At 73.6% G+C, this 26,455-nt stretch carries 21 protein-coding genes; 9 read left to right on the plus strand and 12 right to left on the minus strand.

Going from position 1 to position 26,455, the window contains the following annotated elements; genetic code table 11:
- Nucleotides 1–32: 32 nt before the first annotated feature.
- The 8 genes from ABD954_RS22590 to ABD954_RS22625 form a co-directional block, all read right to left on the minus strand.
- The gene (locus ABD954_RS22590) at nt 33–1,016 is read right to left on the minus strand and encodes an N-acetylglucosamine kinase (RefSeq protein WP_345488217.1); all 984 of its coding nucleotides are present in this window, start codon (nt 1,014–1,016) and stop codon (nt 33–35) included.
- A complete protein-coding gene (locus tag ABD954_RS22595) occupies nt 1,007–2,272 on the minus strand; it encodes a 6-phospho-beta-glucosidase (RefSeq protein WP_345488219.1) in 1,266 nt (421 codons plus the stop codon). Before ABD954_RS22595 ends, ABD954_RS22590 begins: the two co-directional genes overlap by 10 nt.
- Nucleotides 2,273–2,280: 8 nt before the next feature.
- Nucleotides 2,281–3,186, minus strand: coding sequence for a carbohydrate ABC transporter permease (locus tag ABD954_RS22600; RefSeq protein ID WP_345488221.1), 906 nt, complete (start codon nt 3,184–3,186; stop codon nt 2,281–2,283).
- Nucleotides 3,187–3,189: 3 nt separating this feature from the next.
- Nucleotides 3,190–4,131, minus strand: coding sequence for a carbohydrate ABC transporter permease (locus tag ABD954_RS22605; protein ID WP_345488223.1), 942 nt, complete (start codon nt 4,129–4,131; stop codon nt 3,190–3,192).
- 4 nt (nt 4,132–4,135) lie between these two features.
- Nucleotides 4,136–5,479: an ABC transporter substrate-binding protein gene (locus tag ABD954_RS22610; protein ID WP_345488225.1), complete on the minus strand. Its 1,344-nt coding sequence runs from the start codon at nt 5,477–5,479 to the stop codon at nt 4,136–4,138.
- A gap of 74 nt (nt 5,480–5,553) precedes the next feature.
- Nucleotides 5,554–6,777 (minus strand): ROK family transcriptional regulator, encoded by a 1,224-nt coding sequence (locus ABD954_RS22615; protein WP_345488227.1) that lies wholly within the window; start codon nt 6,775–6,777, stop codon nt 5,554–5,556.
- Between the two features lie 211 nt (nt 6,778–6,988).
- A complete protein-coding gene (locus ABD954_RS22620; protein ID WP_345488228.1) occupies nt 6,989–7,804 on the minus strand; it encodes a sulfite exporter TauE/SafE family protein in 816 nt (271 codons plus the stop codon).
- A 151-nt stretch (nt 7,805–7,955) separates the two neighbouring features.
- On the minus strand, nt 7,956–9,020 hold the full coding sequence (locus ABD954_RS22625; RefSeq protein ID WP_345492400.1) for a mechanosensitive ion channel family protein: 1,065 nt from the start codon (nt 9,018–9,020) through the stop codon (nt 7,956–7,958).
- A gap of 257 nt (nt 9,021–9,277) precedes the next feature.
- Between ABD954_RS22625 and ABD954_RS22630 the strand changes: the two genes are divergently transcribed.
- Nucleotides 9,278–9,847: an HNH endonuclease gene (locus ABD954_RS22630; protein WP_345488230.1), complete on the plus strand. Its 570-nt coding sequence runs from the start codon at nt 9,278–9,280 to the stop codon at nt 9,845–9,847.
- A gap of 78 nt (nt 9,848–9,925) precedes the next feature.
- Here ABD954_RS22630 and ABD954_RS22635 read toward each other — a convergent pair whose 3' ends face one another.
- Nucleotides 9,926–12,952: a glycoside hydrolase family 84 protein gene (locus tag ABD954_RS22635; RefSeq protein ID WP_345488232.1), complete on the minus strand. Its 3,027-nt coding sequence runs from the start codon at nt 12,950–12,952 to the stop codon at nt 9,926–9,928.
- A gap of 182 nt (nt 12,953–13,134) precedes the next feature.
- Here ABD954_RS22635 and ABD954_RS33650 point away from each other — a divergent pair, with 182 nt between their 5' ends.
- Genes ABD954_RS33650 through ABD954_RS22645 form a run of 3 tightly spaced genes read left to right on the plus strand, consistent with a single transcriptional unit; the run spans nt 13,135 to nt 15,798 of the window.
- Entirely contained in the window at nt 13,135–13,392 is a 258-nt protein-coding gene (locus ABD954_RS33650) for a hypothetical protein (RefSeq protein ID WP_382745830.1), read from the plus strand.
- Nucleotide 13,393: 1 nt separating this feature from the next.
- Nucleotides 13,394–15,547 carry a 4-alpha-glucanotransferase gene (gene malQ / locus ABD954_RS22640; RefSeq protein WP_345488234.1) on the plus strand — a complete coding sequence of 718 codons (2,154 nt, stop codon included), beginning with the start codon at nt 13,394–13,396 and terminating at the stop codon, nt 15,545–15,547.
- A gap of 20 nt (nt 15,548–15,567) precedes the next feature.
- A complete protein-coding gene (locus tag ABD954_RS22645; RefSeq protein ID WP_345488236.1) occupies nt 15,568–15,798 on the plus strand; it encodes a hypothetical protein in 231 nt (76 codons plus the stop codon).
- 73 nt (nt 15,799–15,871) lie between these two features.
- Here ABD954_RS22645 and ABD954_RS22650 read toward each other — a convergent pair whose 3' ends face one another.
- Nucleotides 15,872–16,369 (minus strand): MarR family winged helix-turn-helix transcriptional regulator, encoded by a 498-nt coding sequence (locus ABD954_RS22650; RefSeq protein WP_345488238.1) that lies wholly within the window; start codon nt 16,367–16,369, stop codon nt 15,872–15,874.
- A gap of 137 nt (nt 16,370–16,506) precedes the next feature.
- Between ABD954_RS22650 and ABD954_RS22655 the strand changes: the two genes are divergently transcribed.
- The 5 genes from ABD954_RS22655 to ABD954_RS22675 are packed head-to-tail and all read left to right on the plus strand — an operon-like array spanning nt 16,507 to nt 22,464.
- Nucleotides 16,507–17,442: an EamA family transporter gene (locus tag ABD954_RS22655; RefSeq protein ID WP_345488240.1), complete on the plus strand. Its 936-nt coding sequence runs from the start codon at nt 16,507–16,509 to the stop codon at nt 17,440–17,442.
- A gap of 5 nt (nt 17,443–17,447) precedes the next feature.
- Entirely contained in the window at nt 17,448–18,506 is a 1,059-nt protein-coding gene (locus ABD954_RS22660) for a DMT family transporter (protein ID WP_345488242.1), read from the plus strand.
- A 10-nt stretch (nt 18,507–18,516) separates the two neighbouring features.
- Nucleotides 18,517–19,437 carry a LysR family transcriptional regulator gene (locus ABD954_RS22665; RefSeq protein WP_345488244.1) on the plus strand — a complete coding sequence of 307 codons (921 nt, stop codon included), beginning with the start codon at nt 18,517–18,519 and terminating at the stop codon, nt 19,435–19,437.
- Nucleotides 19,438–19,496: 59 nt separating this feature from the next.
- The gene (alc, locus tag ABD954_RS22670) at nt 19,497–20,645 is read left to right on the plus strand and encodes an allantoicase (RefSeq protein ID WP_345488246.1); all 1,149 of its coding nucleotides are present in this window, start codon (nt 19,497–19,499) and stop codon (nt 20,643–20,645) included.
- Nucleotides 20,646–20,679: 34 nt separating this feature from the next.
- Nucleotides 20,680–22,464 (plus strand): FG-GAP-like repeat-containing protein, encoded by a 1,785-nt coding sequence (locus tag ABD954_RS22675; RefSeq protein ID WP_345488248.1) that lies wholly within the window; start codon nt 20,680–20,682, stop codon nt 22,462–22,464.
- A gap of 147 nt (nt 22,465–22,611) precedes the next feature.
- Here ABD954_RS22675 and pepN read toward each other — a convergent pair whose 3' ends face one another.
- Together pepN and ABD954_RS22685 are read right to left on the minus strand one after the other, a co-directional pair.
- Entirely contained in the window at nt 22,612–25,188 is a 2,577-nt protein-coding gene (pepN, locus tag ABD954_RS22680; protein WP_345488250.1) for an aminopeptidase N, read from the minus strand.
- Between the two features lie 140 nt (nt 25,189–25,328).
- A complete protein-coding gene (locus ABD954_RS22685; RefSeq protein WP_345488252.1) occupies nt 25,329–26,345 on the minus strand; it encodes an aspartate-semialdehyde dehydrogenase in 1,017 nt (338 codons plus the stop codon).
- Nucleotides 26,346–26,455 lie beyond the last annotated feature (110 nt).

Consider the following 26,455-nt stretch of genomic DNA (forward strand, 5'->3'; position numbering starts at 1 on the left):
AGGGACGCCCCGCACCCGTCTCGTCCGACGGCTCAGGCCCCGTAGTGCTCCCGCAGCCGCGCCGCCGCCTCAGGCCCCTCGCCGCACGCGTCGAGTGCGAGCAGCCCGGCGCCGAGCACCGGCGGCGCGGTCACCACCCGGACCCGCGCCTTCGGCGCCTTCACGGCGAGCAGTTCGGCGATCCGGCCGTCCAGCTGCGGGTGCCGCGCGGCCAGCACGCTGCCGCCGAGCACCACCGGCGCCGCCTCGTCGAGCAGCCCGAGCCGCCCGAGCGCGACCGAGGCCATGGCCACGACCTCCTCGGCCTGCCGGTCGACCAGCGCCCGGGCCACCGGGTCGCCCTCAGCGGCCGTACGGAACAGCACCGGCGCCAGTTCGTGCCTGCGCACCGCCGGGATCCGCCCCAGGTGCAGCGCCTCGATCAGCGCGTGCATCGTCGGAAGGCCGAAGTGTGCGGGCAGGGTGCGGGCGAGCGCGGTCGGCTCGCCCCGGCCGTCCTCGGCGCGCGCGGCCCACCACAGCGCCTCCTCGGCCAGGCCGCCCCCGCCGCCCCAGTCGCCGGAGATCTTCCCGATCGCCGGGAAGCGCGCGGTCCGCCCGTCCGGGGTCATGCCGACGCAGTTGATCCCCGCCCCGCACACCACGGCCACGCCCCGCGGCTCGTCGATCCCGGCCCGCAGTATGGCGAAGGTGTCGTTGCGGACCAGGACGGAACGGCTCCAGCCGCGCGCCTCCAGGGCGGCCTTCAACCCCTCCTCCTCCACCGCCAGATCGGCGTTGGCGAGACAGGCCGCCACATAGGTGAAACCGGGTGGTGTCCCGGCGCCGCCGGCCGCCGCCCACGCCCGGCCGACGATCTCCGCGAGCCGGTCGACCGCCGTCTCCACTCCCACCACCGGCGGCTGGAAGCCGCCGCCGCGCGCCTCGCCCAGGACGCGGCCGCCCGGGGAGAGGACCGCGACGTCGGTCTTGCTGTTCCCGGCGTCGATCGCCAGCAGCGCTCCGTTCACGCCCACGCCAGGTGCTCCCGGTTGTTGGCGATCAGCCGGTCGGTGAGCCCGTCGGCGTACGCGTACTGCCCCACCAGCGGGTGCGCGAGCAGCGCCTTGAACACCCGGTCGCGGCCGCCGCGCAGCGCCGCCTCCAGGGCCAGGTCCTCGTACGCGGTGACGTTCGCGATCAGCCCGGCGTACAGCGGGTCGAGCGGCGCGACCGGCAGCGGCGAGGCACCGCCGCGGCCGACCGCCGCCTGCACCTCGATGACGGCGTCGTCCGGCAGGAACGGCAGCGTGCCGCGGTTGTACGTGTTCACCACCTGGTACGGCGATCCGCCCCCGCCGAGGAGGGAGGCCGCCAGGTCCACGGCCGCCTCCGAGTAGAAGGCGCCCCCGCGCTTCGCCAGCAGCGCCGGCTTCTCGTCGAGCGCCGGATCCCCGTACATCTCCAGGAGCTCCTTCTCCATCGCGGCGACCTCGGCCGCGCGCGACGGTTTGGTGCGCTGCTCCTCCACGACGGCGTCGTGCGCGTAGAAGTAGCGCAGGTAGTACGAGGGGACGACACCGAGCCGGTCCATCAGGGAGCGCGGCAGCCGCAGGTCGTCGGCGAGGGCGTCGCCGTGCTCGGCCAGCAGCCGCGGCAGCGCGTTCTCGCCCTCCGGGCCGCCGAGCCGTACGGCCGTCTCCCAGGTCAGGTGGTTGAGTCCGACGTGGTCGAGGTGGACGTCGGCCGGGGTCACGCCGAGCAGGGCGGCGAACTTCCGCTGGAAGCCGATGGCCACGTTGCACAGGCCGACGGCCTTGTGGCCGGCCTGGAGCAGCGCCCGGGTGACGATGCCGACGGGGTTGGTGAAGTCGATGATCCAGGCGTCCGGGTTGGCCCGGCGGACCCGCTCGGCGATGTCCAGGACCACCGGGACCGTGCGCAGTGCCTTGGCGAGGCCGCCGGCGCCGGTGGTCTCCTGGCCGACGCAGCCGCACTCCAGCGGCCAGGTCTCGTCCCGCTCCCGGGCGGCCTGTCCGCCGACGCGCAGCTGGAGCAGGACGGCGTCCGCGCCGTCGACGCCCGCGTCGAGGTCCGAGGTGGTGACGACGGTCCCGGGGTGGCCCTGCCGGGCGAAGATCCGCCGGGCGAGGCCGCCGACCAGGTCGAGCCGTTCGGCGGCCGGGTCGACGAGGACGAGTTCGGTGATGGGCAGGGTCTCGCGCAGCCGCGCGAATCCGTCGATCAGTTCGGGGGTGTAGGTGGAGCCGCCCCCCACGACAGCGAGCTTCATACGATCAGTCAGCCCTTCACTCCGGTCAGTGTGACGCCCTCGACGAATGCCTTCTGGGCGAAGAAGAAGACGAGGATCACGGGGGCCATGACCAGGACGGTCGCGGCCATGGTCAGATTCCAGTCGGTGTGGTGCGCGCCCTTGAAGGACTCCAGGCCGTAGCTCAGGGTCCACGCGGCCGGGTTCTCGGAGGCGTAGATCTGCGGCCCGAAGTAGTCGTTCCACGCGGCGAAGAACTGGAAGAGCGCGACGGCCGCGATGCCCGGCTTCGCCATGGGCAGGACGATCCGCACGAGCGTGCGCAGTTCGCCGCAGCCGTCGACGCGGGCCGCGTCGAGGTATTCGTTCGGGATGGTCAGCAGGAACTGGCGGAGCAGGAAGATGGAGAACGCGTCGCCGAAGGCCATCGGGATGATCAGCGGCCACAGCGTGCCGGACAGGTCCAGCTGCTTGGCCCAGAACAGGTACATCGGGATGATCACCACCTGCGGCGGCAGCATCATCATCGAGATGACCAGCATCAGCGCGAGCCGGCTGCCGCGGAAGCGGAACCTGGCCAGCGCGTACGCCACGGGGATCGAGGACAGCACGGTCAGGACGGTGCCGAGCCCCGCGTACAGCAGGGTGTTGCGCCACCAGGTGAGGAAGCCCGGCGTCTCGAAGACGCGGACGTAGTTGCCCCACTGCCAGGTGTCCGGGGTGAGGTCGCGGGTGAGTGCCTGCTGGTCGCTCATGAGCGAGGTGAGCAGCACGAAGACGAACGGCAGCACGAAGAACAGGGCGGCGGCCACGCCGAGCGAGTGCACCGCGATCCAGTGCAGGACCGTCTTGCGGCGGGCGGCCCGGGCGGCGGGCGACGGCCCGGGGACGGGGGCGGCGGCCGGGGCCTTCGGGGTGTCGAGTACCTGGCTCAAGGGTCAGTCACCTGCCTGGACGAGACCGCCGCGGCGGCGCATGAGCAGCCCGGTGAAGAGCATGGCCAGGGCGAAGAGGACGAGGGCGGTGGCGCAGGCGGCGCCGTAGTCGAAGCGCTGGAAGCCGAGGTTGTAGACGAGCTGTGGCAGGGTCAGCGTGGACTTGTCCGGGTAGCCGGGCTCGAACTGCTGGCCGGAGCCGCCGATGACACCGGAGGCGACCTTTCCGGCCACCAGCGGCTGCGTGTAGTACTGCATGGCCTGGATGACGCCGGTGACCACGGCGAACATCACGATCGGCGAGATGTTCGGCAGGGTCACGTAGCGGAAGCGCTGGAGCGCCGAGGCGCCGTCCAGCTCGGCGGCCTCGTACTGCTCCTTCGGCACGTCGAGCAGGGCGGCCATGAAGATGACCATGAGGTCGCCGACGCCCCACACCGCGAGCATGGTGAGCGCGGGCTTGGACCAGGCGGCGTCGTTGAACCACGCGGGGGCGGGGACGCCGAGCCCTTCGAGGACCGAGTTGACCGGACCGGTGCCGGGGTTGAGCAGGAAGACGAAGGCGAGGGTCGCCGCGACCGGCGGGGCCAGATAGGGCAGGTAGAACAGGGTGCGGAAGACCCCGGCGCCCGTCTTGATCTTCGTGATGAGCAGGCCGACGCCGAGTCCGAAGGCGACCCGGCAGGCCACCATCACGACCACCAGCCACAGGGTGTTGCGCAGCGCGGGCCAGAACATGGGGTAGTCGGAGAAGACGTAGGTCCAGTTGTCCAGGCCGTTGAACGTGGGGTCGGCGAAGCCGTCGTAGTGGGTGAAGGAGAAGTAGACGGTCGAGGCCATCGGGTAGGCGAAGAAGACGCCGAAGCCGATCAGCCACGGCGACAGGAAGGCCGCCGTGCGAAGCGCCGCGCGGCGGCGCTTCGACCGGAGAGTGATCGTGCCCATGCGGTCACTTCGCCTTGGCGATGTCGGTGTCGATCTGCCGTGCGGTCCGCTCCAGACCGGCCTTGAGGTCGGTCACCGCGCCCTTCTCGTACTGGAGGGCGAAGTCCTGGATCGTGTTGAGGTAGGCCGCGCCGTTGACCGCGCCGGCCGGGGTGTTGGACTTCGGGTGCTGGGCGATGTCGAGGAAGGTCTTGAAGCGCGGGTCGAACTTCAGGTTCGGGGACTTCAGCGCCCCGAAGGTGGAGGGCACGTTGCGGATGCCGTTGGCGAAGGCGACGACGGCCTCGGTGTCCGTGGTCATGAACTTGACCAGCTCCCAGGCGGCGTTCTGCTTCCGGCTCTGCGGGGCGATGCCCATGATCGTGCCGGACAGGAAGCCCTTGCCGTAGTCGGCGGCCCGCGCGTCCGGTACGGGCATCGGGGCGACGCCGATCTCGAAGGGCACCTTGGCGTCGGTGGCCATGCCGAGCCGCCACTCGCCGTCGAGCTGCATGGCGACCTGACCGGTGTGGAAGGGGTGCTTGGCGCCCCACTCGTCGCCGAAGGTGGTGCGGTACTTCTCCAGCTTCGCGTAGCCGCCGAGCTCGTCGACCATCTTCTTCTGGACGGTCATCATCTCGGCGAACGCCGGGTCGGTGGCGACGGCGGACTTCCCGTTCGCGTCGAAGTACGAGGGGCCCCAACTGCCCAGGTAGTGCTCGGTGGTGGTCTCGTAGCCGTGGTAGTTCGGCATGAAGCCGAGCTGCTCGTAGCCGGGGCCCTTGGTCTTCGTGAGCCTCTTGGCGGTGGCCAGGAGCTCGGAGTAGGTCCTCGGGGGCTTCTCGGGGTCGAGGCCGGCCTTCTTGAAGGCGTCCTTGTTGTAGTAGAGGCCGTAGGCGTCGGTGAGCAGCGGCATCGCGCAGCGCTTGCCCTCGAACTGGGTGTAGTCGAGCAGGGTCTTCGGGATGATCTTCCCGAGGTCCAGCTTCGACTTCTCGATGAAGGGGCCGAGGTCGGCGAAGGCGCCCGAGGAGCAGAACTTGCCGACGTTGGACGTGGTGAAGGACGACACCACGTCGGGCCCCTTGGAACCGCCGGTGCGCAGCGCCTGGTTGAGCTTGTCGTCGTTGATGTTGCCGACGACGTCGACCTTGATGTTGGGGTGCGCCTGCTCGAAGCGCCGGACGCTGTCGTTGATGGCCTTCACCTCCGAGGGCGCGGACCAGCCGTGCCAGAAGGTGATCCGGGTGTCGGCCTCGGGGTCGTCGGTCGCGCCGTTGTTCGCGGAGCCGGTACAGGCGGAGGTGAAGAGGGCGAGGGAGGCGGTCGCGGCGACGGCGGCGGCGAGCCTGCGGTGGCGTGCGGGCATGACGGGTTCTCCCTGGGACGGGTGGGACGGGCGGGACGGCGGAGGACGGTGGAGGACGGCGGAGCGGGCGGGGCCTATCGGGAGGTGTCGAAGACCTCGTCGCGGGTGGCGGCGAGGGCGGATTCGAGCGCGCCGCGCAGCACCGGGTGCCGGTCGACGGCGGCGAGCACGAGCCGGGGCCGGGAGGCGGCCAGATCGGCGAGCTGGGCCTGGACGCGGGCGCGCAGCGGCTCGCCGCCGGAGGTGACCGCGGAGCCGGACAGCACGATCAGTTCGGGGTCGAGCACGGCGACGAGGGCGGCGAGCCCGGTGGCGAGCCGTTCCGCGTAGGCGTCGAGGAGGCGGGCGTGGCGCTCGTCCTCGGCGTGGCGCTCGGCGGCCTCGGTGAGCAGCCGGGCCGCGACCTCCACGTACGGCTGCTCGGCCGTGCGGATCCCGACGGCCTTGGCGATCCGGGGGACGGACTGCACCCCGGCGAGCTCCTGGAAGCCGCCGGAGTTGGCCTTGGCGACCTGCCGGACGAGCGGGGTGCCGGGCACGGGCAGGAAGCCGACCTCCCCGGCGCCGCCGGTGAAGCCGCGGTGCAGCCGGCCGCCGAGGACGAGGGCGGCCCCGAGGCCGGACTCGTTCCACAGCAGGACGAAGTCCTCGTGGCCGCTCGCGGCGCCCAGGCGCTGTTCGGCGATGGCGACGAGGTTGACGTCGTTCTCGTACTCGAACGGCATCGGCAGGGCGAAGGCCAGCTCCTCGAGGAGGGTGGGGGAGTGCCAGCCGGGCAGGTGGGAGGCGTAGCGCAGCCGCCCGGTCGCCGGGTCGAAGGCGCCGGGGGTGCCGATGACCAGGCGGTGTACGTCTCCGAGGGCGAGCCCGGCGTCCTTGACGGCCCCGTCGAGGGCGTCGACCACCTGCCGCACCACGTCCTCGGCGCCCCGCCCCGGTGTCGGCAGCCGGAACTCGCCCACCACCTCGCCGGTGATGTCGGCGACGGCCGCGTGGATCCGCTCGGGGCTGACGTCGAGCCCGGCGGCGTGGGCGGCCCGCGGATTGACCGCGTACAACTGCGCGTTGGGTCCGGGCCGCCCCTCGGTGGTGCCGGTGGCGACGACGAGCCCGGCGGCCTCCAGGCGCGCGAGCAGCTGCGAGGCGGTCGGCTTGGACAGGCCGGTGAGCTTCCCGATGCGGGTGCGCGACAGCGGCCCGTGCGCGAGCAGCAGATCGAGCGCGGCCCGGTCGTTCATGGCCCGCAGCACCCGGGGGGTGCCGGGGGTGCCTGGGGTTCCCGGGGTCGTACCGGCCATGGACGCGCCACCTGCCTCGCTGACGAGCTGCACTGTTAGGAAAGTTTCCTATTGGGTTGGGAGGAAGGTAAGACGGAGGTCAGCGGGCCGTCAATACCCAGGAGCACGGCGACTACGCGGCTCACGCCCCCGCGCGGCGCCCGGGTCCCGGTCGCGCGGGGCGGTCGCGGGCGTGACGAGCGGGCCCGCCGGGCCCGAGCCCGCGCAGCGGTCAGGCGTGCCGGGCCACCTTCACCGCCGAGATCAGGAGGACCACCGCCAGGGCCGGGACCAGCACCGCGCCGGGGACCACGCCGACGAGGAGGCCGCCCGCCAGCGCGCCGGTGATCGAGCCGGCTGTCATCACCACGGCGAAGCGGCGGTGGGTGGACAGAACCGCGAAGCTGCCGTCGCGGCTGTAGCGGGCGAAGGCCACCAGCATGGTCGGCAGGGAGACCAGCAGGGAGAGGCTGCCCGCCGTCTTCACGTCGACCGCGAACAGCAGCACGATCGTGGGGATCAGCAGTTCGCCCCCGGCCACGCCCATGATCGCCGCGACCACCCCGATGCCGAAGCCGGCCGCGACCCCGCACGTCACCCGCGCCCACGCAGGCAGCGCGAGCGCGCCCGCCGTGGTGCTGTGCGTGGCGACCAGGGCGCCCGCCATCAGCACCATCAGCGCCGCCAGCACCTTGTACAGGGTCGCGCCCCGCATCCGTACCGCCCAGGTCGCACCCGCCCAGGCACCCGCCAGGCTGCCCGCCAGCAGGTTGACCGCGACGGGCCAGTGCGCCGCCAGTTCCGAGGCGGGGACGGCCGCCGTGCGGGCGGGCAGCGCGGCCAGCACCACCACCAGGCTCATCGCCTTGTTGAGGATCACGGCGGACAGCGCGGCGAAGCCGAAGACACCGATCAGCAGCGGCAGCCGGAACTCCGCCCCGCCGAGCCCGATCATTCCGCCGAGCACGCCGACGGCCGCCCCGGCGGCGAAGGCGAACGGGCCCGCCTGCGCGGCACGTGCGGGAAGAAGGTCCTTGTCGACGGCCATGGACGGCATCCTCCCCGGCGACGCCGCCCGGCCGCCACGGACCCGGCCCTTCTTCGGGGGAAGACACCGGCCCGCCGCCCCCGCTTCGGCGGGCCGTACGACGCGAGGGGCGCCCCTCACCAGGGGCGCCCCTCGCGTCGCGACGACGGGACTACTTGTTCAGGTCCGGCTTCGGCAGCGGCGTGGCCGCCGCCGACTGCGGCGAGGCCGGGGAGGCGAAGGCCGACGGCGCGGCCATGCCGGCCGTCGGGTCGGCGGCCGACTCGTCCGCCGGGGCCGGGACGCCGCCGACGATACGGATGCCCGCCGCGTCGAGCGCCCGCTTGATGCGCCAGCGCAGCTCGCGCTCCACGCCGAGCTTCTTGCCCGGCATCGTCTTCGCCGAGACCCTGACCGTCATCGAGTCCAGCAGCACCTCGGTCAGGCCCAGGACCTCCACCGGGCCCCACAGCCGCTCGTTCCACGGCTCTTCCTTGGACATCGCCTCGGTCGCCTCGAGGATCACCTCGCGGACCCGGTCCAGGTCCTCCGTCGGGCGGACCGTCACGTCCACCGCGGCCGTCGCCCAGCCCTGGCTGAGGTTGCCGATCCGCTTGATCTCGCCGTTGCGGACGTACCAGATCTCGCCGTCCACCCCGCGCAGCTTCGTCACCCGCAGGCCGACCTCGATCACCTCGCCGGACGCCACCCCAGCGTCGACCGAGTCACCCACGCCGTACTGGTCCTCCAGGATCATGAAGACGCCCGAGAGGAAGTCCGTGACGAGATTGCGGGCGCCGAAACCGATCGCCACGCCCGCCACACCGGCGGAGGCGAGCAGCGGCGCCAGGTCGATCTTGAAGGCGCCCAGGATCATCAGCCCGGCCGTGCCGAGGATGAGGAACGAGGCCACCGACCGCAGCACCGAGCCGATCGCCTCCGAGCGCTGCCGGCGCCGCTCGGCGTTGACCAGCAGACCGCCCAGGGCCGTGCCCTCCACCGCCTGCGCCGACCGGTTCATCCGGTCTATCAGCTTGGTCAGCGCCTTCCTGACCAGCATCCGCAGGGTGAACGCCACGACCAGGATGAGCAGGATCTTCAGCCCGGTGTTCAGCCAGGTGGACCAGTTCTGCTCCACCCAGCCGGCGGCGTTCGTGGCCTTCTCGGCCGCCTCGTCGAGCGTCACCGGCACTTGCGTCGGGTCGTCGGCGGCGCGCGGGGCGGCGGACCAGGACACGGGGAGCACGGGGGACCTCCAGGAAGGCGTTCGCAATTCATCCACACTAACGGGGGACCGGTGGTACCCCGGTCGACGTGTGCAGAGGGAGAGACGGACCGCGGCCGGGGAAGACTCCCGGATGCGTGCCGATGTGGTCGAGAACACCCAGGGGCCGTGACGCTCACGTGGTGGCGCACCGGCCAGGCATGAGGAGAGACTGAGAGCAGTTTCGTCCCGGCGCGAGCCACGCGCCGCCGGCGTCATAGGAGGCATCCGTGCCGCACGTCCTGGTCCTCAACGCGTCGTACGAGCCGCTCGGCGTCGTACCGCTCCGCCGCGCGCTCGTCCTCGTCCTGGAGAACAAGGCCCTCTGCCTCGAGGAGTCCGGCGCCTTCCTGCACAGCGAGAGCCGTGTCATCGCCGCGCCCAGTGTGGTGCGGCTGAAGCGGTTCGTGCGGGTCCCCTACCGGGGGCCCGTTCCTCTGACCCGCAGAGCCCTGTTCGCCCGCGACGGCGGACGCTGCGTGTACTGCGGTGGCGTCGCAACCAGCGTCGACCACGTCATTCCGCGCAGCCGCGGGGGGACGCACGCCTGGGAGAACGTGGTGGCCGCCTGCCGCCGCTGCAACCACGTCAAGGCCGACCGGCACCTGCGCGAGCTGGGCTGGCGGCTGCGGCACCAACCCGCCCCGCCGTCCGGTCTGGCCTGGCGGATCATCGGAACCGGCCACCGCGACCCGCGGTGGCTGCCCTACCTCCAGCCGTACGGCGCGGACGACGTCCTGGCCCGGATCGACTCGGTCGCCACCGCCCCCCACCCGCAGGGGGCCGTGACGACGGGGTGAGCCGGGCCCTTCGCGTTCCCGGGCCCCCGCGCGTCGGCCGGACGTGCCCCGGAGCCGCTGCGGGGCCCCCGGGGGTCGCTACGGGGAGTCGGGCGACGGTCCGCCCGGCTCCTCCTCGGGCGCGTCGCCCCGCGCGTCCCGGGGTTCGCCCGGCGACGGCTCCGCCACCGCGTACGTCTCCACCGCCCACAGCGAGTAGCCGTACTCCGTCGCCCGCTCCTCGCCCTGCACGCGCAGGAAGCGGGTGCCGGCCGCGTCCATGCGGACCGCCTCGCGCCCGCCGCGGCCCCCCTCGACCGTGGCGGCCGTGCGCCAGGTGCGGCCGTCGGCGGACACCTGGACGCGGTAGCGGGAGGCGTGGGCGTCCTGCCAGTGCAGCACCACCTGCCCTATCCGGGCCGGCTCGGCGAGCTCCATCTGCCACCAGGCGTCGTCCGCCGGCGGCGAGGACCAGCGGGTCTCCGGGTCGCCGTCGAGGGCGTGCGCGGCCGGGAAGTCGGGCGTCTCGTCGCCGGAGGACGAGGCCGTGGCCGTACGGGCCAGGTCGGGGCCCGCCGTGCGCGGGAAGGCCCGGACCGTCAGGACCCGCTCCTCGCCCGCGAACGAAACCGGGACCGCGTACGAACCGGCCGGCACGTCCGCCGCCACCGACACCTCCATCGGCACCGTCGTCCGCGCGCCCCGCGGCACCACGGCCTCCTTCGGCAGCCGCACCGCGATCCCCTTCGGCGGCCGGGCGGCGAGCGGCCCGCGGACCTCGGCGGCCCGCCGGCCCTCCAGGGTCACGTCCACCCGCTGGGCCGGGCCCCCGATCTCGGCGTCCGTCTCCGCGCGGGCCAGCTCCAGGCCCGCGCGCGGCTCGTCGGCGAACCACGGCACCAGCGACCGCACCCGCTGCGGCGTGCCGCCGCTCCACGCGATCCGCAGCGCGTCCGCCCGCAGCCCCTTCAGGTCGGCCTGCGTCCAGCCGGACGCGGCGAGCGGCCCGAGCCGCCGCCAACCCTCGCCCGGCACGTACGCCTCCAGGACGCCCTCGGAGCCCGGCTCGGTCATCACGGTCACGGTCTCCACCGGCCGAGGACGCTCCAGGCGGACCGTGTACGCGTCCTCCGCCACGTCCGCCCGCTCGCCGGGGGCGCGGCCGCGGTCGGCGCCCGTCCAGGCCGCCGCCTCGGCGGCCGCCCGCGCGAGGAAGCCGTCCAGGACCTCCTTGCCGACCGTCACGTCCTGCGGCCGCAGCTCCGCACGCCTCCGCTCCAGGTCCAGCTGGGCCCGCCAGGCGGCGGCGCCGTCCCCGCGCGCCTGGGCGAGCAGCATGTCGACGGCCGTCTCGCCGGCCGCGCCGTACCGGGAGAGCCGGTCGAGCCACGGCCCCGCCTCCATGCCGAGCGCGCCGCCCGCCGTGCCCTCCAGCCGGTCCGGCGCCTGCCGCATCACGGTGAACGCGGCCCGCAGCTCGCGCGCCGCCTTCTCCCGCACGGCCGGGGCGGCGCCGGTGCGGCTCGCCCAGAAGGCGGCCGTGAGCGGCTTCAGATAAGCCGACTCGGCCTTCGGGGCGAGGATCGAGGAGGCGTCGTTCCCGGCGAGCGCCCGCAGCGCCTCGCGGGCCTTCGGGTCCGGTCCGGCCAGCTCGTCGACGGCGGCCCGCCACGACTCGTCGGGCCGGTAGCCCTTGGGGTTCCAGGCGAAGTCGGCGGCGGTGAAGAGCGGGATGCGGGAGGCCGCGGCCTGCTCCATGCCGTTGGCGAGGAACGCGGCCGAACCGGCGGCCACGGCCGGTTCGCGTCCGGTCGCGGGGCCGAGGAAGAGCCGGTCCTGGGCGTAGTCGTTGACCGGGTAGTTGTCCATGGTCACCAGCGGGTGGCGCAGCGCCTCGCGCGCCCCGGCCAGTTCTCGCCCGGTGATGGTGCGCGGCACCACGCCGACACCGGTCCAGGCGACCTGCACCCAGGGGTCGAGCGCGCCGGCGAGCGCCGTGCGGTAGTCGGTGACGCCGTCCTGGTAGTACTCCGTCGGCATCACCGACAGCGGCGCCGCACCGGGGTGGCGCCGGGCGAGGTGGCGGGCGAGGGCGTTCGCCACGTGCGCGTGCGCGCGGGCGGCGGCCTCGGGGCCGCGCCCGAAGGCGTCGGCGTCGGCGGAGCCGTCGCAGCCCCACTCGCTGTAGCTGACGTCCTGGAACTGGAGCTGGAAGGCGCGCACGCCGAGCTCCCACATGGCGTCGATCTTGGCCTGGAGCGCCCGCACGTCGGCGTCCGAGGACAGGCACATGGCCTGCGCGGGGGCCACGGCCCAGGCGAGCGTCACGTGGTTGGCGGCGGCCCGTGCGGCGAGCTCCCGGAAGGCGGCCCGCTCGGCCGCCGGGTAGGGCTCGCGCCACAGGGCCTGGCGGTAGGGGTCGTCACCGGGCGCGTAGAGATAGCGGTTCTGCTTGGTGCGGCCGAGGAAGTCGAGCTGGGCGAGCCGGTCGGCGGACGACCAGGGACGGCCGTAGAAGCCCTCGGTCACGCCGCGCACGGCGGTGCCGGGCCAGTCGCGCACCACCACGCCCGGCAGCACGCCGTGCGTGCCGGCGAGTTGACGGAGTGTCTGGACGGCGTGGAAGAGTCCGTCGGTGCCGACGCCGTCGAGGACGACGGTGTCCCGGCCCTGGAGGCGGCCGGTGGCGAGCCGGTAGCCGCCGTCCGGCAGATCACCGCGCTCGGGGACCCGCAGGGCGCGCAGCGCCGCTTCCGTTTCGACGGTGTCGCCCAGGCGGATCAGCGGGCCGCGGCCCGGCAGCGCCGTGTGCACCGTCCGCACCCCGGCGGCCTCCAGGACCTGGCGCAGGGCGGTCAGCGCGTACGGATCGGCGTCGGGAGCGGCCTGCAGCGTCACCTCGGAGCCGAGCGGCACCGCCCGGCCCGTGCTGGTCAGGGACTGCGGCCGGGGCCACACGGAGGGGAGGGCGGCGGGCTGCCGGTGGGGCGAGGCGGCCGGAGGGACCGGCGTGCCGGGTGCCGCGTGCGCGACGCCGGGTGCGGCGCCGCCGAGGAGGCCGCCGATGACCGCCGCGGCGACGGCCGTCGCGGTCCGCTTCCTGCGCGCGAGGTGCCCGAGAGCCAACGCGGGACTCCTCTCCCCTGGGATCACGTGGGTCACGACCGGGTTACGAGCCCACCACCCGGGCCGACGGAGTGTCAATGCGGCTGGTCGAACTGTCTGCTTTGCCCGGCGGTCTTTCGGCGAGGTGGCACGGTTTCACCAAAATCCACCGGTAAAACGGGGACCGATGGGTAGGGCTCCCTCTGCTGTCCTGCTGTCTTACCTGTCGAGACGAACCGGGAGATCCCGTGACCGCCACCGACCACGCCTGCAAACGGGCAGGCCATGCCCTGAGGAATCCGATACGGGTTCCGGCACAGGGAACGCCGCTCACCAGCGAGCCGCCCCTCGCCCATGCCGCGCCCCTCACCAGCGAGCCGTCCCTCATGGAGGCGGCGCCCTTGACCAGCGAACCCACCGCCCGCGCCACCGCCGGCGGTTCGGAGTCCCCAGGAGTGTGACGTGACCCTGGCCCGTCTCGCCGCCCTGCACGGCGTCGCCACCGAGTACGCCCCCTCCGCGGGCGTCACGGTCGACGTGCCCGACGCCACCGTCGTGGCGGTCCTGCGCGCCCTGGACGTCGACGCGTCCACGCCGGAGGCGCTCGCCGCCGCGCTCGACGCCGCCGAACGGGCCGCCGAGGAGCGTCTGCTGCCCCCCACCGTCGTCCACTGGTGCGACGAGGGGCAGGGCGGGGCGAAGGACCGGCCGCGCGGCCGGGCGGCGTCCCGGGCGGCAGAGGCCGAGGACGGTCCCGCGGGGCTCCCGTACGACCTGCCGCCCGGCACCCGGCTCACGGTCACCACCGAGGACGGGCGGACCGTCACCGGGCCCGACTGGAGCGGCCTCCCGCTCGGCGTGCACCGGCTCGCCGCCCACGCCCCCGACGGACGCGGCGGCACCAGCACCCTGATCGTGGCCCCCGCGCGCGTGCCGGGCCCCGGCGGCCGGACGTACGGACTGCTCGTCCAGCTCTACTCGCTGCTGTCGGCCCGCTCCTGGGGCATGGGCGACCTCGGGGACCTCCGTGAGCTCGCCGACTGGGCGGGCCGCACGCACGGCGCCGGGTTCGTGCAGGTCAACCCGCTGCACGCGGCCGTGCCCGGGGCACCCACCGACCCCTCCCCCTACCGCCCCTCCTCGCGCCGCTTCCCCGACCCGGTCCATCTGCGGGTCGAGGACGTCCCCGAGTACCCGTACGTCGACCCGGCCCGCCGCGAGGAGCTCGACCGGATCCTCGCGGACGCGACCGAACTGCGCGAACGGGTCCTCCGCAAGGGCGCGCTGATCGACCGGGACGCGGTCTGGGAGGCCAAGCGGCGCGCTCTGGAGCTGGTCCACGCGGTCGAGCTCGGCCCCGGCCGCCGCGCCGCCTACCGCGACTTCCTGGCCGAGCGCGGCCGGGCCCTGGAGGACCACGCCACCTACCAGGCCCTCGCCGAGCGGTACGGGCACCGCTGGCGCGAGTGGCCGGAGCGGCTGCGCCACCCGCGGACCGCCGAGGCGGCGGTCCGCGCCGACGCGGAGCTGGCCGCCCGGGTCGACTTCCACTGCTGGCTCGCCTGGCTGACGGACCGGCAGCTCGCCGAGGCGGCCGACACCGCCCGGCAGGCCGGGATGACGATCGGCCTCGTGCACGACCTCGCCGTGGGCGTCCACCCGGACGGCTCCGACGCCTGGGCGCAGCAGCACGTCTTCGCGGCCGGCATGTCGGTGGGCGCCCCGCCCGACGCCTTCAACTCCCGCGGCCAGGACTGGGGCCTGCCGCCCTGGCGCCCCGACGTCCTGGCCGCCGAGGGCTACGCCCCGTACCGGGGTCTGCTGCGCGAACTGCTGCGGCACGCGGGCGCGCTGCGGATCGACCACGTCATGGGCCTGTTCCGGCTGTGGTGGGTGCCCCAGGGCGGGGAGCCGACCGCGGGCACGTACGTCCGCTACGACGCCGAGGCGATGCTCGCCGTCCTCGTCCTGGAGGCCCACCGGGCCGGGGCGGCGGTCGTGGGGGAGGACCTCGGGACCGTCGAGCCGGGCGTGCGGGAGGCGCTGGCCCGGCGCGGGGTGCTGGGCACCTCGGTGCTCTGGTTCGAGCGCGACTGGACCGGCACCGGCCGGCCGCTGCCGCCGGAGGAGTGGCGGGCCGACTGCGTGGCCACCGCCACCACCCACGACCTGCCGTCCACCGCGGCCCGGCTCTCCGGCGACCACGTGACGCTGCGCCACCGGCTCGGCCTGCTCTCCGGCGACCTCGAGCGCGAGCGGAGCCGGGACACGGCCGAGACCGCCGAGTGGCTGGGCCTGCTCCAGCGGCTCGGGTACCTGCCGGAGGGGCCGGGCGACGAGGCGACCGAGATCCGGGCCTTCCACCGCTTCCTGGCTGCCACCCCGGCCCGGATGGTGGGCGTGTGGCTGCCGGACGCCGTCGGGGACCGCCGGCCGCAGAACCTGCCGGGGACCTGGGACCAGTACCCCAACTGGCGGCTGCCGGTCGCGGGCCCGGACGGCCAGCCGCTCGCCCTGGAGGACCTGGCCGCCTCGCCCCGCGCGCACGACCTGCTGCGGCTGCTCGCGGAGCGGGTCGGGGCCCGTACGGCACCCCCGGGCGCGCGTGCGGTTTAGGCGTTCGCTACTTTTGCACCGTGGACAAGAAGAACGCCCTGCGCGCCGGCGCCGTCGCGGCCGGTACGACGCTGATGATGCTGCTCATGTCGTCCCCCGCGCTCGCGCTCACCCGCGACGACGGTGACGACCCGGCCCCCAAGCTGGAGGTCGTCGAGACCCTCGGCCTGTTCGTGGCCGCTCCGCTGGTGCTGTTCCTGGTGATCACCGGCCTGGTGATGGTGCTCGACAAGTCCAAGAAGCAGGCGTAGGCCCGCTCGACATCCGACGAGGGCGCCGGACGGTACGTGGTCATGACGTGCCGTGCGGCGCCCTCGTGCGTCCTCAGACGGTGGTGGCCAGCAGCTTCCGCAGCAGGTCGGCCAGCTGTCGCGCCTCCTGTGGGCTGAGTGCCGCCTCCAGGGCCGCGCGCTGCTGGGCGAGTCCGGCGCCGACGGCCTGGTCGACGAGGGCGCGGCCCTCGTCGGTGAGGGTGACCCGCAGGCCGCGCCGGTCGTTCGGGTCGGGGTTGCGGGTGAGCAGGCCGGCCCGCTCCAGCTTGTCGAGCCGCCCGGTCATGCCGCCGGTCGTGATCATGAGCGTGGCGGTCAGCTCGCGCGGCGAGAGGGTGTAGGGCTCGCCGGAGCGGCGCAGGGTCGCCAGCACGTCGAACTCGCCCAGCGACATCCCGCCGTAGGGGGCGTAGGCCTTGTCGACCTTGGCGCGCATGGCGTTCGCCAGGCGGTAGATCCGGCCGAAGACGGCCATCGGCAGCGTGTCCAGGTCCGGGCGGACGACGGCCCACTGGTCGGTGATCGCGTCGACGGCGTCGTGGTTCTCCATGCCCCCAGTCTCCCTCGTGGCCGACTCAGTTGCAAGGAAGTCACTTAGGTGAAAGCCACTTGCAATCAAGTAGCTTAGTGCTAAGTTAATTAACGCCAAGCCAACCGGCCGGCTCGCCACCGCAGGGGGGAACCGTCATGTCCCGCAAGGCCGCCACCGTAGCCCTGACCGCCCTCGCCCCGATCTCCTGGGGCTCGACCTACTTCGTCACCACGGAGTTCCTGCCACCCGACCGGCCGCTGTTCACCGGCCTGATGCGGGCCCTGCCCGCCGGACTGCTGCTGCTCGCGCTCACCCGCAGGCTGCCACAGGGGGCGTGGTGGTGGAAGTCGGCCGTCCTCGGCGCCCTCAACATCGGCGCGTTCTTCCCGCTGCTCTTCCTCGCCGCCTACCGCCTGCCCGGCGGTGTCGCCGCCGTCGTGGCCTCGGTCGGGCCCCTCTTCGTCGTCGGCCTCGCGGCCCTCTTCCTGGGGGACAAGCCGACCGTGAAGGCGCTGCTCACCGCCATAGCCGCCGCCTTCGGCGTCAGTCTCGTCGTGCTCAAGGCGGGGGCGGCGCTCGACGCGGTCGGTGTGACCGCCGGACTGCTCTCCGCCCTGTCGATGTCCGCGGGCACCGTCTTCACCAAGCGCTGGGGGCGCCCCGAGGGCGTCGGAGCCCTCGCTCTGACCGGCTGGCAGCTCACCGCGGGCGGCCTGATCATCCTGCCGATGGCCTTCCTGCTCGAAGGCGCGCCGCCGGCCCTCACCGGCTACAACCTGGCCGGCTACGCCTACCTGGCCTTCGGCAACACCGCCGTCTCCTACTTCCTCTGGTTCCGCGGCATCGAGCGCCTCAGCGCCTCCTCCGTCACCCTCCTCGGCCCGCTCTCGCCGATCACCGCCGCCGTCATCGGCTGGGCCGCGCTCGGCCAGGCGCTCGGGCCGGTGCAGCTGCTCGGCATGGTGATCGCCTTCGGCGCGACGCTGGCGGGCCAGCTGAACCCGCCCGCCAAGAACCAACCGTTCAGCGAAACTGAAAAGAAGGGTCAAGAAGTTTCGATGGACCTGGAGGGTCGGCCGGTGCGACGGTAGGCGGCATGACCCTGATCACCGCCCGTCACCCCACCACCGAACAGACCCGCGACGAGACCCGAGAAGAGACCCCCGAAGAGACCGCCGGGGGGACCCCCCAAGAGGCCGGCGAGCCGGCCGCCCGGACCGCCGTCGGCACCGCCGCCCGCAGACCGGCGCCCGCGAGGAAGCCCGCGCGGGGCGCCGGTCTCGGCGTGCTGCTCGCCCTGCTCGCCACCGTCGTCTGGTCCGGCAGCTTCGTCGCCACCCGCGACATGGCCGACACCGTCCCGCCCGTCCAGGCCGTCTTCTGGCGCTGGATCATCGCGCTCGTCGCCGTCGCCCCCTTCGCCGCCCGTCCCTTCTGGCGGCAGCGGAAGCTGATCCGCCGTCACCTCGGCTTCGTCGCCCTCGCCTCGCTGTTCGGCGTCGCCCTCTACAACACCCTGGTCCACCAGGCCGGCCTGACCACCTCCGCCTCCAACATGGGCATGATCATGGCCGCCTCTCCGGTGCTCATGACCCTCTACGCCCGCGTCGGCGGCGAACGGCTCGGTGCCCGCCGCCTCCTCGGCCTCCTCGTCGCCGTCCTCGGGGTGCTGCTGCTCGTCGGCAAGGGCTCCCTCGCCGTCGACCTCGCCGCCGGAGACCTGTGGATGTTCGCCGCGGCCCTGTCCTTCGCCTCGTACAGCGCCCTCCTCAAGCGCAAGCCCGCCGGGATCGACGGCCTCGCCTTCCTCTTCACCACCTTCGTCCTCGGTGCCCTGATGCTCGCCCCCGCCTACGCCGTCTCCCTCTCCCTCCAGGGCGCCTTCCCGGTCACCGCCGGCACCGCCGGCCCGCTCCTCTACGTCGGCGTCTTCTCCTCCGCCGTCGCCTTCTTCGCCTGGAACAAGGCCATCGCCCTGATCGGCGCCGCCCGCGCCGGAGTCGTCTACTACCTCCAGCCGGTGTGCGTGGCCCTGCTCTCGTACGTCCTGCTGGGCGAGGAACTGGGCCTGCTGGGCGTGGCGTGCATGGGGCTCATCCTGGGCGGAGTGGCCCTCGCCTCCGCCACGCGCGGGCGTGCCGGCGCCGCCCGGTAGGTTGCGCCCCATGACCGAGTGGGACATCAAGAAGCTCCAGATCCTGCGCACCCTGCGCGACCGCGGCACCGTCACCGCGACCGCCGAGGCGCTGCTCATGACCCCCTCGGCCGTCTCGCAGCAGCTCACCAACCTCTCCCGCCAGCTCGGCGTCCCCGTCCTGGAGGCGCACGGGCGGCGGGTCCGGCTCACCGACGCCGCCCACCTGGTGCTGCGGCACGCCGAGGCGGTCTTCGCCCAGCTGGAGCGGGCCGAGGCCGAACTCGACGGCTATCTGCGGGGCGAGGCGGGCCGGGTGCGGGTCGCCGCCTTCTCCACCGCCGTGCCCGCACTCGTCGTCCCCGCCGTCCAGGCGCTGCGCTCCGCCCACCCCGGACTCGACCTGCGGATCCGGGAGGCCGAGGCGGCGGAGGCGTACGAGCTGCTCACCGCCGGCGACGTCGACCTGGCCCTCTCGCTCGCCGCGCACGCGCCCACCGCCCGCGACTCCCGGTTCAGCCGGGTGCCGCTGCTCGCCGACCCGCTCGACGTCGCCCTGCCCGCCGGCCACCCGCTCGCCGACGCGCCCGGACTCCGGCTCGCCGACCTGTCCGCCGAGCCCTGGATCTTCGGCGGCTCCGGGCCCTGGTCCGAGATCACCACCGCCGCCTGCGAGGCGGCCGGGTTCGTGCCCGAGCAGGCGCACAGCGCGGCCGGCTGGACCGCGATCCTCGCCATGGTCGAGGCCGGGCTGGGCATCGCTCTTGTGCCCCGGATGGCCGCCGCCGAGCGCCGCAGCGGCGTCGTCATGCGGGTCCTCTCCGCCGACCAGCCGCTGCGCCACGTCGTCGCCGCGGTACGGCGCGGGGCGGAGGAGCACCCGGCCGTCGCGCGCGTGCTTGCGGCCCTGCGCCAGGCCGCCGTCCGGCGCGAGACCGTTCAGCACAGCTGAAAGGCGACCTCGAAAACATTCGATGGACCTGAGGTGCGTGCGGGCGGCACCGTGGAGACATGAGCCTCGACACCGCCCACACGGACGCCCCCACCGACGACCCGCACGCCAACGACGCCGCCCCCTACGCCGGAGGCGACCCGTACGCCGACTACCGCGCCGGTGACTTCCCCTTCACCGGCCTCGTCGACCTCGCCGACCGCCGCCTCGGCGCCGGGGTCGTCGCCGCCAACGACGAGTTCTTCGCCGAGCGCGAGAACCTCCTCGTCCGCGAGCGCGCCATCTTCGACCCCGAGCACTTCGGGCACAAGGGCAAGATCATGGACGGCTGGGAGACCCGCCGCCGGCGCGGCGCCGACGCCGACCACCCCTTCCCTGCGCCCGAGGACCACGACTGGGCGATCGTCCGCCTCGGCGCCCCCGGCGTCATCCGCGGCATCGTCGTCGACACCGCCCACTTCCGCGGCAACTACCCGCAGCGGGTGAGCGTCCAGGCCACCGCCGTCGACGGCACGCCGAGCCCCGAGGAACTCCTCGACGCGAAGTGGGAGGAGCTCCTCCCGCCCACCCCCGTGCGCGGCCACGCCGCCAACGGCTTCGAGATCACCACCGAGCGCCGCTACACCCACGTACGCCTCTGCCAGCACCCGGACGGCGGCATCGCCCGCCTCCGCGTGCACGGCGAGGTCGTCCCCGACCCCGAGTGGCTGGACGTCCTCGGCACCCTCGACCTGATCGCCGTCGTCAACGGCGGCGTGTACGAGGACGCCTCGGACCGCTTCTACTCCTCACCCACCCAGATCATCCTGCCCGGCACCTCCCGGAAGATGGACGACGGCTGGGAGAACCGCCGCCGCCGGATCCGCGGCACCAACGACTGGGTCCGCTTCCGGCTCGCCGCCCAGGGCGCGGTCCGCGCGGTCGAGATCGACACCGCGTACCTCAAGGGCAACTCGGCCGGCTGGATCGCCCTCCAGGGCTGCAACGGCGACCCCGCGGCGGGCGCCGAGTGGTTCGAGATCATCCCGCGCACCCGCCTCCAGCCCGACACCCTCCACCGCTTCCGGCTCCCCGCGCAGGCCGTCGTCACCCACGTCCGCCTCGACGCCTTCCCCGACGGCGGCATCGCCCGGATGCGCCTGCACGGCGGCCTCACCGACCAGGGCGCGGCCGACCTGCGCGCCCGCTACGCCCGCCTGACCGGCTGAAAGGCGGCTCTCCCGGAGAACTAGGCTCGCCGGCATGAGACTTCCCCTCCGAAGACACCTCCGCGCGGCCGCCGTGCTCGCGCTGGTGGCCGCCGCGGTCCTGCCGACCGCGGCGCCCGCCGGCGCCGACGCGGTCGACCCGGGCACCGCCCCGCCGATACGCACCCTCTCGTACAACGTCTGCGGCGCGAAGTCCGACTGCCGCAGCGCCCTCGAGGTGTCCGACTGGACCGCCGAGGTGAGGGAGGAGACCCTCGCCTGGGACACCGACGCCCTGCTCCTCCAGGAACTCTGCTTCGGACAGTGGAAGCACCTGCGCAACGCCCTGCCGGGCTACACCGGCGTGTGGAGCGCGTCGGCCCACGCCCCCGGCTGTGCGAAGTGGGACCCCGAGCCCGCCGCGGACGACGACCCCGCCACCGCGCCCGACACCCGCTTCGGCGTCGGCATCTTCGTCAAGGGCGCGGCCGTCGACCGCCACGCGGCCTACCTCCCCACCGCCACGGGCATGGAGAAGCGGCAGGTGCTGTGCGCCCGCGGACCCGTCGACGGCCGGGCCACCCTGGTCTGCACCACCCACCTCGCCCAGCACCAGTACAAGGAACCGACGAACGGCGACGTCGCGCTGCTCGCCCAGGTCGACACCTGGGCCGCCGGACTCCCCGTGATCCTCGGCGGCGACTTCAACCACCGCCCCGAGAGCACCGAACTGGACGGCATCCGGGCCGGCCTGCCCGGTACCGGCCCCTTCGCCGAGGCCGACGAGAACGACACCGACTGGTTCAGCCAGACCTGCCGCGACGCCGGAGCCGCCACCTGCCGCACCGGCGAGCCGACCACCGTCGTCAGGACCGAAGCCGACCCCGAGGGCACCCCGGCCAAGTTCGACCACGTCTTCCTGAGCTCCCGCGACTTCCACACCGTCCGCGCCGACGCCCTCGAACCCGGCGCTGCCGGCACCGCCCCGCTCTCCGACCACCTCCTTCTGCGCACCGCCGCACACCCCGAGGCCCGGCCCGCCGGCGGCGTCGGCGGCGACCTCACCGACGACTGCCGGCCCGACTTCCTCGCCGTGACGGGGGACGGCGACCTGCGCCTCCACTCCGGCATCGGCTCCGGAACCCTCGGCGACACGCGCCGGATCGGTACCGGCGGCTGGACCGGCGCGGCGGTCAGCCACCGCGGCGACTGGACCGGCGACGGCCGCGAGGACGTCGTCGCCCGCATCGGCGACGACCTCTGGGTCTACCCGAACAAGGGCAGCGGCGAGCTCGGCCCCCGCGTCGCCATGGGCGGCCGCCCGAGCGGCTGGACCGGCGCCACCCCGTCGGCCGCGGGCGACGTCGACGGCGACCGCCTGCCCGACGTCCTCGCCCGCAGCTCCACCGGACTGTGGCTGCACCGCGGCGGCGCGGCCGCGGGCGGCGCGCCCACCTTCGCCGCCAAGGCCGCCCTGCAGATCGGCGGCCCCGAGTGGGCCGGCTACGACGTGATCCTGCCCGGCGACGTCACGGGTGACGGCAGGGCCGACGTCTGGGGCCGCGACCGCGCCACCGGCGAGATCCGCCAGTACGCGAGCCGGGGCGCCACCACCCTCGCCGCCCCCGTCGCGCTCACCGGCGGTCCGTGGACGGTGGCCGAGCGGCGCCTCGGCGTCTCGGCCGGAGACGTCACCGGCGACGGCCTCCCGGACCTGTGGACCACCCGCACCGCCGACAGCGCCGAGAACCTGGAGCTGCTCCCCGGCACCCCGACCGGCCTCGCCGGGCCGACCACCGTCGCCACCGGCGGCTGGCAGGGGATCACGTCCCTCGGCTGACGGCTGACGGCTGACGGCTGACGGCTGTCTTCGGGCGGCTGTCTGCGGGCGGCGGAAGGGGCCCGGTCCGCCGAGGTCGATCCGTCGCCCCTGAACGGCGAGGGGCCCCGGCCCGCGCGCGGCGGACCGGGGCCCCTCGACCGACGATCAGGCCGCCGCCGCGTCCGCCGCCTGCGCCTTCAGGGCGCGCTCGACGCCCGCACGGCACTCCGTCACCAGACGCCGCAGCGCCGGCGCCGGCTCGTGCTCGGCGATCCAGGCGTCCGTCGCGTCCAGCGTCTCCCGTGACACCTGGAGCGTCGGGTAGAGGCCGACCACGATCTGCTGCACGATCTCGTGGCTGCGGGTCTCCGAGACGCCCTTGATCGAGGCGAAGTACTTCTGCGTGTACGGGGCGAGCAGCTCACGCTGGTCGGTCTGCACGAAGCCGCCGATCACCGCCTCCTGCACCGCGTTCGCCAGCTTGTCGTCCTCGACGACCGACGCCCACGCCTGGGCCTTGGCCGCCTCGGTCGGCCGGGCCGCACGGGCGGTGGCCGCGTGCCGCTCGCCCGCCGCGGTGCGGTCGCGCTCCAGCTCGGCGGCGATCTCCGGCTCGTCGTACACACCGGTCGCCGCGAGCCGCTGGACGAAGGCCCAGCGCAGCTCGGTGTCGACGGCCAGGCCCTCGATGCTCTCCCGGCCCTCCAGGAGCGCGGAGAGCAGGTCGAGCTGCTGCGGGGTGCGGGCGGTCGCCGCGAAGGCCCGCGCCCAGGCCAGCTGGTGGTCGCTGCCCGGCTCGGCGGCCTGGAGGTGCGCCAGCGTCGCCTCGGTCCAGCGGGTCAGGCCCGTCTCGCGCCACTCCGGCGCCGCGTACAGGTCGAGGGCCGCCTTGACCTGGCCCTGGAGCGACTGGACCACGCCGATGTCGGTCTCCTTTGAGATGCCCGAGAGCACCAGGTCCAGGTAGTCGCGGGTGGCCAGCTCGCCGTCCCGGGTCATGTCCCAGGCCGAGGCCCAGCACAGAGCCCGCGGCAGCGACTCGGTGAAGTCGCCCAGGTGGGCGGTGACGTTCCTCAGGGACACCTCGTCGAGGCGGACCTTCGCGTACGAGAGGTCGTCGTCGTTGAGCAGCACGACCGCCGGACGGGGCCGGCCCGCCAGCTGCGGCACGGCGGTCCGCTCGGCCGCGTCGATGTCCAGCTCCACGCGCTCGGTGCGGACCAGCTTGCCGGCCGCGTCCAGGTCGTAGAAGCCGATCGCGATGCGGTGCGGCCGCAGCACGGCCTCGCCCTTGGCGCCGGCGGGCAGCGCCGGGGCCTCCTGGCGGACGGTGAAGGAGGTGATCGCGCCGCTCTCGTCGGTCTCGATCTCGGGCCGCAGGATGTTGATGCCCGCGGTCTCCAGCCATGCCTTGGACCAGGACTTCAGGTCGCGCCCGGAGGTCTCCTCCAGGGCGCCGAGCAGGTCGGGGAGGCGGGTGTTGCCGAACGCGTGGCGCTTGAAGTACGCCTGCACGCCCTTGAAGAACTCGTCCTGGCCGACGTACGCCACCAGCTGCTTCAGGACGGAGGCGCCCTTGGCGTAGGTGATGCCGTCGAAGTTGACGAGCACGTCCTCCAGGTCGTTGATGTCCGCCATGATCGGGTGCGTCGACGGCAGCTGGTCCTGGCGGTAGGCCCAGGTCTTCTCCGCGTTGGCGAAGGTGGTCCAGGCGTTCGGCCAGCGGGTGCCCTCGACGGAGGCCTGGCAGGCGACCGAGGTGTAGGTGGCGAACGACTCGTTCAGCCACAGGTCGTTCCACCACTCCATGGTGACGAGGTCGCCGAACCACATGTGGGCGAGCTCGTGCAGGATGGTCTCGGCCCGGCGCTCGTACGCCGCGTCCGTCACCTTCGACCGGAAGACGTACTGGTCGCGGATGGTGACCGCGCCCGCGTTCTCCATCGCGCCCGCGTTGAACTCCGGCACGAACAGCTGGTCGTACTTGGCGAACGGGTAGGCGTACGCGAACTTCTCCTGGAACCAGCCGAAGCCCTGGCGCGTGACGTCGAAGATGTGGTCCGCGTCGAGGTACTCGGCCAGCGACGGACGGCAGTAGATGCCGAGCGGGACGACCTGGCCGTCGGGGCCCTCGTACGTCGAGTGCACCGAGTGGTAGGGGCCGACGATCAGCGCGGTGATGTACGTCGAGATCCGCGGGGTCGGCTCAAAGACCCAGACGTCGTCCTTGGGCTCGGGCGTCGGGGAGTTGGAGATGACCGACCAGCCGCTCGGCGCCTTCACGGTGAACTGGAAGGTGGCCTTCAGGTCGGGCTGCTCGAAGGAGGCGAAGACGCGACGGGCGTCCGGCACCTCGAACTGCGTGTACAGGTAGGCCTGTCCGTCGACCGGGTCGACGAAGCGGTGCAGGCCCTCACCGGTGTTGGTGTACGCGCAGTCCGCGACGACCTTCAGCTCGTTGCGCCCCTCCTTGAGGTGCGGCAGCTGGATCCGGGAGTCCCGGAAGACGGCGGCGACGTCGAGGGAGTGCCCGTTGAGCACCACCTCGTGCACGGCGGGGGCGACGAGATCGATGAAGGTCGCTGCCCCGGCCTCGGCGGAATCGAAGTGGACGGTGGTGACGGACCGGTAGGTGCCGCCCTCCTGCGCACCCGAGAGGTCGAGGTCGACCTCGTACGCGTCCACGGACAGCAGCTTCGCCCGCTGCTGCGCCTCTTCACGGGTCAGGTTCGTGCCAGGCACCCGGTCAACTCCTCGGTTTCGTGACGTTTGGCCCATCCTTCCACGGGGCGTGTCGGCAGCGCACGGTTCATTTCCCAGGGCGAACAGGGAAAAGGGCGGCCACCCCGCGGGTGGCCGCCCTCACCGGGAGCGTACGGGCGTCAGCCCTTGAGCTCCGCCGCGACGAGCTCCGCGATCTGCACGGCGTTGAGCGCCGCGCCCTTGCGCAGGTTGTCGTTGGAGAGGAACAGCGCCAGGCCGTGCTCGACGGTCTCGTCGACGCGGATGCGGCCCACGTAGGAGGCGTCCTTGCCGGCGGCCTGGAGGGGGGTGGGGATCTCGGAGAGCTCGACGCCCTCGGCGTCCTTCAGCAGCTCGTAGGCGCGCTCGACGCTGATCGGACGCTCGAAGCGGGCGTTGACCTGGAGGGAGTGGCCGGAGAAGACCGGGACGCGCACACAGGTGCCGGAGACCTTCAGGTCCGGGATCTCCAGGATCTTGCGGGACTCGTTGCGGAGCTTCTGCTCCTCGTCGGTCTCGAAGGAGCCGTCGTCCACGATCGACCCGGCCAGCGGCAGCACGTTGAAGGCGATCGGACGCTTGTAGACGCCGGGCTCGGGGTAGGCCACGGCCTCGCCGTCGTGGGTGAGCTCGGTGGCGCGCTCGGCGACGGCCTTGACCTGGCCGTCGAGCTCGGCGACGCCGGCCAGGCCGGAGCCGGACACGGCCTGGTAGGTGGTGGCGACCAGCGCGGTCAGGCCGGCCTCCTCGTGGAGCGGCTTGAGGACCGGCATGGCGGCCATCGTGGTGCAGTTCGGGTTGGCGATGATGCCCTTGGGGCGGTCCTTGATCGCGTGCGGGTTCACCTCGGACACGACGAGGGGGACCTCGGGGTCGCGGCGCCACGCGGAGGAGTTGTCGATCACCACGGCACCCTGGGAGGAGACCTTCTCGGCGAGGGCCTTGGAGGTGGTGCCGCCGGCCGAGAAGAGGACGATGTCCAGGCCCGTGTAGTCGGCGGTGGAGGCGTCCTCGACGGTGATGCCGTCGAGCACCGTGCCCGCGGACCGGGCGGAGGCGAAGAGCCGCAGCTCGTCCACCGGGAAGTCGCGCTCGGCCAGAATCTTGCGCATGACTGTGCCGACCTGACCGGTCGCTCCGACGATTCCGACCTTCACGGGGATCCTCCGAAAGTGTGTGCAGGGTGGTGCCGCGTCCATCATGCGTGCGGCCCGGGGCGCCTTGTCCAATCCATTGTCCGAGGGGCGGGACGGCCACGGGAGACGGT

Origin of the sequence: Streptomyces roseoviridis, from assembly GCF_039535235.1 — a bacterium.
Taxonomy (GTDB): Bacteria; Actinomycetota; Actinomycetes; order Streptomycetales; family Streptomycetaceae; genus Streptomyces; species Streptomyces roseoviridis.

What these genes read in the sequence shown, in the direction of transcription:
- ABD954_RS22595 (WP_345488219.1), bottom strand. Translation starts at nt 2,272, where the DNA reads ATGAAGCTCGCTGTCGTGGGGGGCGGCTCCACCTACACCCCCGAACTG.
- ABD954_RS22605 (WP_345488223.1), bottom strand. Translation starts at nt 4,131, where the DNA reads ATGGGCACGATCACTCTCCGGTCGAAGCGCCGCCGCGCGGCGCTTCGC.
- ABD954_RS22610 (WP_345488225.1), bottom strand. Translation starts at nt 5,479, where the DNA reads ATGCCCGCACGCCACCGCAGGCTCGCCGCCGCCGTCGCCGCGACCGCC.
- ABD954_RS22615 (WP_345488227.1), bottom strand. Translation starts at nt 6,777, where the DNA reads ATGGCCGGTACGACCCCGGGAACCCCAGGCACCCCCGGCACCCCCCGG.
- ABD954_RS22620 (WP_345488228.1), bottom strand. Translation starts at nt 7,804, where the DNA reads ATGGCCGTCGACAAGGACCTTCTTCCCGCACGTGCCGCGCAGGCGGGC.
- ABD954_RS22650 (WP_345488238.1), bottom strand. Translation starts at nt 16,369, where the DNA reads ATGGAGAACCACGACGCCGTCGACGCGATCACCGACCAGTGGGCCGTC.
- ABD954_RS22655 (WP_345488240.1), top strand. Translation starts at nt 16,507, where the DNA reads ATGTCCCGCAAGGCCGCCACCGTAGCCCTGACCGCCCTCGCCCCGATC.
- ABD954_RS22660 (WP_345488242.1), top strand. Translation starts at nt 17,448, where the DNA reads ATGACCCTGATCACCGCCCGTCACCCCACCACCGAACAGACCCGCGAC.
- ABD954_RS22665 (WP_345488244.1), top strand. Translation starts at nt 18,517, where the DNA reads ATGACCGAGTGGGACATCAAGAAGCTCCAGATCCTGCGCACCCTGCGC.
- alc (WP_345488246.1), top strand. Translation starts at nt 19,497, where the DNA reads ATGAGCCTCGACACCGCCCACACGGACGCCCCCACCGACGACCCGCAC.
- ABD954_RS22675 (WP_345488248.1), top strand. Translation starts at nt 20,680, where the DNA reads ATGAGACTTCCCCTCCGAAGACACCTCCGCGCGGCCGCCGTGCTCGCG.